The sequence below is a fragment of the Cyanobium sp. LEGE 06143 genome (genome assembly GCF_015207535.1).
Taxonomy (GTDB): Bacteria; Cyanobacteriota; Cyanobacteriia; order PCC-6307; family Cyanobiaceae; genus NIES-981.
Window position 1 is genome coordinate 1 of sequence record NZ_JADEWP010000086.1, and the last position, 9,936, is coordinate 9,936.

Below are 9,936 nucleotides of genomic sequence, written 5' to 3' on the forward strand. Positions count from 1 at the left end.
GCCCTGCTGCCCCTGCCGCTGGAGCGGGCCCTGCGCAGCGCCTACCAGGGCATCAGCCCGGCCCTGGCCCGCCAGCTCGCCCCGCCGCAGTGGCTGCAGCAACCTGTGACCGAGCTGCAGAGTCACCAGTGGGAGCTGCTCTGGCAGCGCTGGCAGCTCTGGCTGGCGGCGGTGGAGGCCGAGCGCTTCTGCTGGCAGGGCGACGCCGAGGGCTACCGCTGCTGGAGCGCCGAGCCCCATGCGCTGCCACCAGCCGGCGCCGCGATGCCGATCAACCGCGCTCTGGCTGCGTTCTATGGCCGCGCCCTGGCCCAGCAGAGCCTGCGCCAGCAGCGCAGGCAGCTGCAGCAGCAGCTGGAGCGGCTGCTGGGGCGCGAGCAGCAGCAGGCCGGCAGCCAGCAGGCCCTGCTCGATGCCGTACCGGAGAGCGACGCCCTGCAGCTGCAGGCCGATGCCCTGCTGAGCCAGTTCCAGCCCAGCCGCAGCTGCATCGACACCGCCCAGAAGCTCTACCGCCAGGCCCGCAGGCGACGCCGCTCCGTGGCGGCCATCCAGGAGCGGCTGGCCTGGCACGGGCAGCGCCTGGCCTGGCTGGAGGCCAGCCTCACCTACCTCGACCAGGCGGAGGATCTCGAGGCGATCCAGGGCCTGGGCCGGGATCTGGAGGAACACCTCCACCCCGGCGGCAGACCAGCCCGGCAGTCCCGGCGGGGCAGCGGCCAGGGTCGGGAGGGCCAGCCCCAGCCCCTCGAGCTGATCAGCCCGGGGGGACTCACGCTCCAGGTGGGCCGCAACCACCGCCAGAACGAGTGGATCGCCTTTCGCCAGGCCCGGCGCGGCGACCTCTGGTTCCATGCCCAGGAGCTACCGGGCAGCCACGTGGTGCTGCGCAGTTCGGCGGCAGCGGCGGGGGAGGAGGATCTGCAGACTGCGGCCGATCTGGCAGCCCACTTCAGCCGCGGGCGGGGCAACCGCCGCGTGCCTGTGCTGATGGTGCCCACGGCAGAGCTGCAGCGGATTCCGGGCGCCGCCCCCGGCACGGTGCGGCATCGCGGCGGCAGCCTGCTCTGGGGGGAACCGGAGCGGGCTCTTAGCCTGCTGTCAGCACGGCAACCATGACGGACACCTCCCCCCAGGATCCCGGCCGTGCCGGGCCACCGCCCCCGATCCGGATCGAGGTCGGTCGGGGTGCGCGGGAACCCCGYCCCGCCACGCCCAGCGGCGCCCTTGCTGGCGAGGAGTTCCCAGGCGAAGTGGAGATGAGCCTGGTGGACCACATCGAGGAGCTGCGGCGCCGGGTGCTGCGGGCCCTGCTGGCCCTGCTGGCGGGGGCGGCCCTGTGTCTGGTGTTCGTCAAACCGCTGGTGCGGCTCCTGGAGATGCCGGCCGAGGGCATCCGCTTCCTGCAGCTGGCGCCGGGCGAGTTTCTGTTCGTGTCTCTGAAGGTGGCGGGCTACGCCGGGCTCACCCTGGCCCTCCCCTACGTGCTCTACGAGGGCCTGGCCTTCGTGCTGCCGGGCCTGAACCGGCGGGAACGGCGGCTGGTAGCGCCGGCGGTGGCGGGCTCGGCGGTGCTGTTCGCCGCCGGGCTGGCCTTTGCCTGGTGGGCTCTGGTGCCGGCCGCCCTGCGCTTTCTGGTGAGCTATGGCGCCGATGTGGTGGAGCCGAGCTGGTCGATCGAGCGCTACCTCGACTTCGTGCTGCTGCTGATGGTGGCCACCGGCCTGGCCTTCCAGCTGCCGGTGCTGCAGCTGCTGCTGGGCGCCCTTGGGCTGGTGCGCTCCGGCGCCATGCTCTCGGGCTGGCGCTGGGTGGTGCTGCTGGCGGCCCTGGCTGGAGCGGTGCTCACCCCCTCCACCGATCCGGTCACGATGCTGCTGCTCACCGGCGCCATCAGCGCCCTGTATCTGGTGGGCGTGGGCCTGGTGGCCTTCAGCGAGCGGCTTCGGGCCTGGCCGGCCGGGGCCCAGCCCCTTGGCTCGGAGGAGGCCTGAGCTCAGAGAAAGAACTCACTGGCCCGCTCTGGCGGCAACTCCAGGGCCAGGCCCAGGGCCCGACCCAGTCTGGGCTTATCGGAGGTGGTCTCCAGCCAGGCCCTCACCTGGCCCGCCACGCCCAGCCCATTCAGCAGCCCCGTGAGCTCCTCCAGCTTGGCCGCGTAGGCCTCGGCAGAGAGCGGGAACGACTGCTGTTCCAGATAGGCCCACATCACCTGGAGATAGAGACGGCCGCGGCGCTGCACCAGCTGCAGGTCGTAGCTGGCCTGCCAGCGCCGGCGCAGCAGGCCGAGCAGCTCCTCGGCGCTGAGGGGAGACGAAGGATCCACAACCACAGACGCTCAGGCCCCTATGCCAGTACCAGGGAATCCGGGCCGAGCCAGAAATCCGCAACGGGTTGTTGCAGAGCCCCCGCCAGGGCCCATGGTCAGCCCGGCTCAGGTGGAGCCAGGTCTTAGGGTGGCCGCCACGTTGCTGTGGCTTCCAGGCCGCCCTGTATGACCCAGATGCCAGCGAGTGCTTCGAGCGGTGATGTGCCCGGCATGGGCCGTCGGCAGTTCATGAACCTSMYGRSCKTNGGCYCYCKSANGSGCNSTRSCCSKYGGWSMRCTNCTWCMYKSYGSYCAANKRCYKCMKKCMGYSSWRGGSSSMCSKCMGYSRWGGNNGRGCWCSKCNMKCCMRKSACSRGCNKCGGCWRKCYCRKCACCSRCARSGRMKGGSWCMGCASCCNYRRKGMAGGGKMYCRMRGSCKRKYSCANSKRYCTSAWSGKSGAKSSCRMCKACSYSATCGNGSAGNNNNGGCRWCRAYGCCATCKGCASCYANNTGGNCWKCRWKGYSMYCTGSAMCSRCNNGGSCWGNNCRWGKTSMYCTGSMMCKGCSRCSRSWMCMAGTWCRWCNGCCNCCNGSCAYGGNNSTSCSAGKACNGRCKCCMCNCKSCMTGGYSSTGNGMSSAYSKGYYCSYCKMWSMCKRSMMCKKGYYCMTGWGYCMGTSGANMGAMRMCRACKTSYKMMWSRGCSASWRGMCCKRRWSCGACTTCCGAAACGGCGACAAGCCCTGGTGGGCCTGATCCGCTTTCCCCGTTCGCCCCTGTCGCCCCACCCCTGATGCGCCGCTCCCTCTCCCTGCTGCTCGGTTGCCTTCTCAGCGTCACCGTGCTGCTCGGTGCCGCTTCCCCCAGCTGGGCCTACCCCTTCTGGGCTCAACAGAATTACGACAGCCCCCGTGAAGCCACGGGCAAGCTGGTCTGCGCCAACTGCCACCTGGCCAAGAAGGCCACCCGCATCGAACTTCCCCAGGCCGTCTTCCCCGACACGGTGTTCAAGGCCGTGGTGGAGATTCCCTACGACACCTCGGTGCAACAGCTGTCCGGCGATGGCAGCGGCACCGGCCTCAATGTGGGCGCCGTGGTGATGCTGCCCGATGGTTTCACCCTGGCCCCCCAGGATCGCCTCAGTGAGGAGCTCAAGGAGGAAACGGCGGGCATCTACTACACCCAGTACTCCGACGACCAGCCCAACATCCTGCTCGTGGGTCCTCTGCCTGGCGACCAGCACCAGGAGATCGTCTTCCCCCTGCTCTCCCCCGATCCGGCCCAGGACAGCAGCATCCACTTCGGCAAATACCAGCTGCACGTGGGTGGCAACCGTGGCCGCGGCCAGGTGTATCCCACCGGTGAGAAGTCGAACAACACGATCTTCAACGCCACGGCCGCCGGTACCGTCTCTGCTGTCACTCCCGCCGACGGCGGCGCCACCGTGGTGGAGATCACCACGGCAGACGGCTCCGTGATCAGCGAAACCATTCCAGCCGGTCCGACCGTGACCGCCGCCGTCGGTGAGACCGTGGCGGCCGGCGCAGCGCTCACCAACGACCCCAACGTGGGTGGCTTCGGCCAGATCGACACCGAGGTGGTGCTTCAGGATCCCGTGCGGATCTACGGCCTGCTGGCGTTCTTCGCGGCCATTGCCGTGGCCCAGATCTTCCTCGTGCTGAAGAAGCGCCAGGTGGAGCGAGTGCAGGCCGCCGAAGGCATTGTCTGAGCTGGTTGGCGCCGAGCCCCTCGTCACGCCCTTGAACGTGCTTCTTGTGTTCACCTCCCCGGGGCCCCTGGTGTTCCAGCTGGGCCCCCTTTCCGTGCGCTGGTACGGCCTGCTGATCGCCCTGGCGGTGCTGGCGGGCCTCAGCCTGGCCACCCGGCTGGGCCGGCTGCGCGGCATTGAGCCCACCCTGATCGCCGACCTGCTGCCCCTGCTGGTGCTGGGAGCCGTGATCGGCGCCAGGATCTATTACGTGCTGCTCGAATGGCGCCAGTACGAGGACAACTGGGTTGAGGCCCTGGCGATCTGGCGGGGCGGCATTGCCATCCACGGTGCCCTGATCGGCGGCGGCCTCACCACCGTGCTCTATTGCCGGTGGCGGCGCCAGCCGTTCTGGCCCCTGCTGGATGTGCTGATGCCGGCCGTGGCCCTGGGCCAGGCGATCGGTCGCTGGGGCAACTTCTTCAATTCCGAGGCCTTCGGCCTGCCCACCGACCTGCCCTGGAAGCTGCAGATCCCCCTCGCCAACCGGCCCACGGAATTCCTGGATCAGGTGGATTTCCATCCCACCTTCCTCTACGAATCGCTCTGGAACGTGGGCGTGTGTGTGCTGCTGCTGGTGCTGTTCCGCCAGGGCCAGAAGGGCCGCATCTCCCTGCCGGCCGGCAGCCTCAGCTGCATCTACCTGATGGCCTACAGCGCCGGCAGGGTGTGGATCGAGGGCCTGCGCATCGACCCGCTCTGTCTGTTCTCCCAGCCGCCCTTCTGCGAGGGCGGTCTGCGCATGGCCCAGGTGGTGAGCCTGCTGCTGATCGTGCTGGGTGGCCTGGGCCTGTGGTGGCTCTACGGCCGCCAGCGCCGCCTGCCTGACCCCAGCGGGGTGGTGCAGTGACACCACGCGTCTCGATCGTGGGGGCCGGCCCCGGCGCCGTGGACCTGCTCACCCTCAGGGCGTTGCGGGCCATCGAGCAGGCCGAGGTGCTGGTGTGGACCGACTCGCTGGTGAGCCCCGAGATCGCGGCCCTGGCACCCGAAGGCTGCGAACGCATCCGCACCAGCACCCTCACCCTGGAGCAGGTGATGGCGCTGGTGCAGGAGCGGGCCGCAGCAGGCAAGCAGGTGGTGCGCCTGCACGATGGCGATCCCTGCCTCTATGGCGCCCTGCACGAGCAGATCTGCCGCCTGGCCGATGCTGAACTGGCCGTGGAGGTGGTGCCCGGCCTCAGCGCCTATCAGGCCACAGCCGCAGCCCTGCAGCAGGAGCTCACCATTCCCGGCCTGGTGCAGACGATCGTGCTCGGGCGCGCCGGCGGACGCACCGGCGTTCCCGAGAAGGAATCCCTGGGCCGGCTGGCGGCCCTGGGGGCCTCACTCTGCCTCTACCTCAGTGCCCGCCACGTTCAGGAGGTGCAGCAGGAGCTGCTGCTGCACTACCCCCCGGACACCCCCGTGGCGATCGGCTACAGGGTGAGCTGGCCGGACCAGTGGCTGCAGGTGGTGCCGCTCACGGCCATGGCCCAGGCCAGTGAGGAGCGGGGCCTGATCCGCACCACGCTCTACGTGGTGAGTCCGGCCCTGGCTGCCAATGCCGAGGCCCGCTCCAAGCTGTACTCAGCCAGCCACCACCACCTCTTCCGCGGCGGAGCCTGAGGCTGCGGCGGGGCCTGAAGCCTCGGCCGTGCCGTGCAGCTCCCGCTCCAGCCTGGCCCGATCGAAGCCGCAGCCCAGCCGCGCCACGATCTGCTCCAGGTCGCGGGCGGCATTGCCCAGGCAGCAGCTGCCGCCGGGGGAGGGCGTCACATTGAACACCAGCCCGGGGCGGGCGGGGATGCTGGCCTCCCCGAGCAGCAGGCGGCGCTGGCGCTTGTCGATCAGCTGGGGACGCACCCCGCCGTAGCCCTCGGCAAAGCGCAGGTCATCGAGCTGCATGCCCGGCACGATCTTGCGGGCATCGGCAAGGAACAGGCGCCGCCGCAGCCAGGGCACCTCGAACAACAGATTCCTGAGGATGTAGCGGCGGATGTCGCCCACCCGCAGCAGCTGCCAGGCCACCGCCAGCACGGCCCAGTCCAGGCGCAGCACCTTGAGGAACTCCCAGAAGGAGGCCAGGCGGTAGCGCTCCAGCAGCGGCAGCGGCAGGGCCGTGGGGCCGAAACGGGTCTTGCCCGGAGCCCGCACATCCGGATCGCCGTGGATGGCCGCGAAGGGAAGTTTGTCGTTCTGAACGGTGTAGACCTTGCCGTTGAGCAGATCTGGGGTGAAGTAAAAGCTGCCGGCCACCGGCAGGCAGGAGTACTCCAGGCCGTAGCCCATCTGCTGAGCCATCAGCAGGCTGTGGGCCCCGGCGTTCACCACCACATGGCGGGCCCACAGCTGCCGTTCCGCCTGGTCTGCCGCCGCAGAGCAGCCCGGGGTGGGGGTGAGCAGCACCCCGAAGCCCTCCCCCTCGGGCGTGATCGCCGCCACGGTGGTGCCCAGCTGGAGCTCCAGCTGGCGTTCGCTGCCCGCCACCGCAGCGCGGGCTTCGGCCACGAAGGAGGCCGAGAGGGCCTCGTAGTCGACAGCGGTGTAGCTGCCGCGAATGCCGATCGCCGCCAGCTCTTCAGGGCGCGGCTGGCCGTTCAGCAGGGCGACCCTGGGCTCCCAGGCCGCGATCGCTTCGGCATCCAGCAGCTCCATGGCCGGGAAATGGGGCGAGAAGCGCTGGAAGCGCGCCCGCAACAGGGCGCACTCCTCGCTCCCCACCCCGAGCACCATCTTGGGTGTGCGGAACACGCAGCGCTCCCGGCTGGCGGGATCGAGCAGCTCGGCGTAGCGCACGATCATCTCGGCGGTGCGCTTCACCTTCAGGGCCTTCTCCAGGCTGTAGTTGGTCTCGATGTCGCCGCAGTGGATCGTCTGGCTGTTGTTGGTGGCGCGGGAGTTGACCCTGGCCAGGGCGTCGTAGCGCTCCACCAGGGCCACCCGGCCCAGGTCGGTGTAGCGGGCAAGCTCGAACAGCAGGGCCGTGCCGCACACCCCTCCGCCCACGATCAGCACATCCACGCTGGCGTCACTGGAGCGGGGAGCCTGCTCAGCTGCCGGGCCTGCGGCAGTGTGCGGGAACTGAGGGGCGCTGCTCACAGGCACATTGGAACGGCCCACCATTTTGGCTGATACCAGCAGGCACAGGATTGGCCGATGCCGGCAGAGACAGGTTCCGGCGGTGTTTTAAGCTCCCAGGACGGAACCGGATCCGCAGGGTCAAGGCCGAATCAACGGGCGATTAGCACAGCGGTAGCGCACTTCCTTCACACGGAAGGGGTCACTGGTTCGAGTCCAGTATCGCCCATGTCAGCGAGCCCCCAAGCGGGGGCTTAGGACTGAAAGGCTCCGTGGGCTGCCGTCACCACCGGTGCATCACTGGGGCACCAGTGGTGACAGTTGGCAGCCATTCCCTGCAGAATCTCCACCATTCTGGTTCCGGGGCTGAATCGGCGCCCCTGCCCGCCGCCCTACCTGGATCCCTCGCTGACATGAGCGCAGACCCCATGTCCGATCTGCAACGGCTGGCCTCATGCCTGCAGCAGGCCAGGCTGAGCCAGGGGCTGAGCCTCGAAGATCTGGCCGACCGCCTGCACATGGGCCGTGAGCAACTGCAGAGCCTGGAGAATGCCGATTCCGACAGCCTGCCCGAACCGGTGTTCGTGATCGCCCAGGCCAGGCGGGTGGCCTCGGCCCTCGGCGTGTCGATCGATCCTGAGATCCAGGCGCTGCGGGTCAGCCTTCAGGGCCGAAAACCCGCTCCGCAGCCGGCCGAAGCGTCCAGCACCCCAGCCCAACCGCAGGCGATGACTTCAGCCCCCAGCCGGTCCAGCCAGGCAGCCCGATGGCCCCTGCCCCTGGCCGCCGCAGGGCTGCTGGTCGCGCTCGGCGCCGTTGGGCTGGTCGGCTACCAGAGGCTGGTGGCGCCTGACGGCGGCAGCGGCAGCACCGCCCTGGCCCCAGCCAGCACGCCGCAACCAGCTGCCGCCTCGGCCCCAGAAAGCGCTGTCGGCGGCCCAGCACAGGCGCTGGAACCCTCAGGCGCCAGCGGTGCCGGCTCCGGCCAACTGCTGCTGCGGGCCGAGCAACCGAGCTGGCTGGAAGTGCGCAGCGCCGACGGAACCACCCTCTTCCGCGGCACTCTGGAGGGGGAGCAGTCCTTCCCGCTTGAGGCGGACCTGCAGGTGCTGGCCGGCCGGCCAGACCTGGTGGAAGTGGTGCCGCCAGGCCAGCCCAGACGCCTGCTGGGCACGATCGAGCAGGTGCGCTGGCAGCGCTTCAGGGCTCCCTCACCCTGAGTTCCAGCCCGCAGGCTTCCGCCACCACCTCACTGCAGGAGCGCAGGCTCCAGCGCTCCAGGCTCAGATCGATGGCCGGCTCTCGAGGCTCGGGAGCATGGGGCACCAGCTCCAGGTCGAGCACCCCAGCCGCGGCCGGATGCACGCGGATGGCGGCGATGCCCGCCGCGGGCCGGCGATCGAGGGCAGCGGCCAGCCTCAGCAACAGGGCCATGGAGAACACCATGCTGCGCTGATCGCGCTCCTCGATCAGCTGCCACGACTCATGGCGCTTCTTCGGCAGGCTGCGGCGGTGATAGCGGGCCATGGCCGCCACCATCAGGTGCTCCGCCTGGGAGAACCCCAGCAGTTCGCCGTGGCGGATCAGATACCAGGTGTGCTTGTGATAGGCGGAGATGTTGATGCTCTTGCCGCAGGTGTGCAGCTGGGCCGCGGCCCAGAGCAGTTCACGCCCAGCGCCGCTGTCGTGATGGAGCAGGCCCTTGCCCTGGTCGTAGAGGCTGAGGGCGTGGCCCGCCACCCGATCGGCCCGCTCCCGGTCGATGCCATAGCTCTGGGCCAGGTGCAGCACGGTGCGCTCGCGGATCGTGCTCTGGAAGCTGAAGCGATCGCCCAGGATCTGGTTGCGCAGCATCCAGTCCACAATCAAGCCCTCCCGCAGGGCCCGGTCGCACACCACCAGCTCGGGAGCACCGACCATCTCCATGGCGGTCTGCAGGATCAGGGAGCCGGGCACGATGATCTCGGCGCGGCGCTCGTTGATGGCCGAGAGCTCACGGCGCTGCTCCGGGGTCATCGCCACCAGGGCCTCAACGAGCTCATCGATGCGCTGCTTGGGCAACCGGTAGCCCTGCAGCTTGAGAGGTGGCTTGGCTTCTGCCACCGCCGCCAGGGAGGCCAGGGCCATCGCCGTGCCACTGGTGCCCACCAGCCGGGGCTGCTCGCCAGGCTGCAGGGCCCGCTTCAATTCGGACACGGCCGGGTCCAGCGCCCCCTGGATGTAGGCCTTCAGGAAGCGCTGCCGCTCCAGGGGAAGGGGCTCCTGCTGGCAGAACTCCCGCTGCAGCCGCACAGCGCCGATGCGGGTGCTGGTGAGCACCCGGGCGTCGCGGCCGTCACCGAGCACCAGTTCGGTGGAGCCACCGCCGATGTCGAGGATCATGTGGGGCTGCTCGCCGAAGCCCATCCCCGAGAGCACCCCCAGGTAGATCAGACGGGCCTCCTCCGGGCCGCTCACCAGATCCACCGACAGGCCCAGCTGGTCGTAGAGGGCCTGCACGAAGTCGCGGCCATTGGGCGCTTCGCGCACGGCGCTGGTGGCCGCCGTGACGATCTGCTCCACCTGGTGGCTCTCGGCCAGCTCCTTGTCGTGACGCAGGGTGCGGAAGGCCCGCTCGATCGAGGCAGGGCTGAGATCACCGGAGTCGGGGTCGCGCTCGCCCAGACGGGTGGTGGCCTTTTCGGCCAGCAGCACCGAGAAGCTGCGCAGCTCCTCATCCACCTCGGCGATCAGCAGATGGATCGAGTTGGTGCCGATGTCGATGGCCGCGACCCGGCGTCGATCGGGGCGCTGGGAGGG

At 69.9% G+C, this 9,936-nt stretch carries 9 protein-coding genes and 1 tRNA gene; 7 read left to right on the top strand and 3 right to left on the bottom strand.

Going from position 1 to position 9,936, the window contains the following annotated elements:
- Together IQ216_RS07550 and tatC are read left to right on the top strand one after the other, a co-directional pair.
- Window positions 1-1,119: NFACT RNA binding domain-containing protein (locus IQ216_RS07550; protein WP_193814997.1), on the top strand; the 1,119-nt coding region annotated here is incomplete at its 5' end.
- Window positions 1,116-1,994: a twin-arginine translocase subunit TatC gene (gene tatC / locus IQ216_RS07555; RefSeq protein WP_193814998.1), complete on the top strand. Its 879-nt coding sequence runs from the start codon at window positions 1,116-1,118 to the stop codon at window positions 1,992-1,994. The genes IQ216_RS07550 and tatC, both read left to right, overlap by 4 nt.
- Before the next feature lie 2 nt (window positions 1,995-1,996).
- Here the strand turns inward: tatC and IQ216_RS07560 are convergent, their stop codons facing one another.
- The gene (locus IQ216_RS07560) at window positions 1,997-2,326 is read right to left on the bottom strand and encodes a DUF3067 family protein (protein WP_370561503.1); all 330 of its coding nucleotides are present in this window, start codon (window positions 2,324-2,326) and stop codon (window positions 1,997-1,999) included.
- A gap of 776 nt (window positions 2,327-3,102) precedes the next feature.
- Between IQ216_RS07560 and petA the strand changes: the two genes are divergently transcribed.
- Genes petA through cobM form a run of 3 tightly spaced genes read left to right on the top strand, consistent with a single transcriptional unit; the run spans window position 3,103 to window position 5,685 of the window.
- Window positions 3,103-4,038 carry a cytochrome f gene (gene petA / locus IQ216_RS07565; protein WP_193814999.1) on the top strand — a complete coding sequence of 312 codons (936 nt, stop codon included), beginning with the start codon at window positions 3,103-3,105 and terminating at the stop codon, window positions 4,036-4,038.
- 31 nt (window positions 4,039-4,069) lie between these two features.
- A complete protein-coding gene (gene lgt / locus IQ216_RS07570; protein WP_193815000.1) occupies window positions 4,070-4,927 on the top strand; it encodes a prolipoprotein diacylglyceryl transferase in 858 nt (285 codons plus the stop codon).
- Entirely contained in the window at window positions 4,924-5,685 is a 762-nt protein-coding gene (gene cobM, locus IQ216_RS07575) for a precorrin-4 C(11)-methyltransferase (protein WP_193815001.1), read from the top strand. The genes lgt and cobM overlap by 4 nt, the downstream gene beginning before the upstream one ends.
- Here the strand turns inward: cobM and IQ216_RS07580 are convergent.
- Complete coding sequence (locus tag IQ216_RS07580; RefSeq protein ID WP_370566658.1) at window positions 5,647-7,158, bottom strand: FAD-dependent oxidoreductase; 1,512 nt, start codon at window positions 7,156-7,158, stop codon at window positions 5,647-5,649. The genes cobM and IQ216_RS07580 overlap by 39 nt on opposite strands.
- A 136-nt stretch (window positions 7,159-7,294) precedes the next feature.
- Between IQ216_RS07580 and IQ216_RS07585 the strand changes: the two genes are divergently transcribed.
- Both IQ216_RS07585 and IQ216_RS07590 read left to right on the top strand, forming a co-directional pair.
- Window positions 7,295-7,366, top strand: a tRNA-Val gene (locus tag IQ216_RS07585).
- 184 nt (window positions 7,367-7,550) lie between these two features.
- Window positions 7,551-8,357, top strand: a complete 807-nt coding sequence (locus IQ216_RS07590; protein WP_193815003.1) for a helix-turn-helix domain-containing protein — start codon at window positions 7,551-7,553, stop codon at window positions 8,355-8,357.
- Here IQ216_RS07590 and IQ216_RS07595 read toward each other — a convergent pair.
- Entirely contained in the window at window positions 8,338-9,900 is a 1,563-nt protein-coding gene (locus IQ216_RS07595; protein WP_370566659.1) for a Ppx/GppA phosphatase family protein, read from the bottom strand. The two genes, IQ216_RS07590 and IQ216_RS07595, sit on opposite strands and share 20 nt — an antisense overlap.
- Window positions 9,901-9,936: the final 36 nt, after the last annotated feature.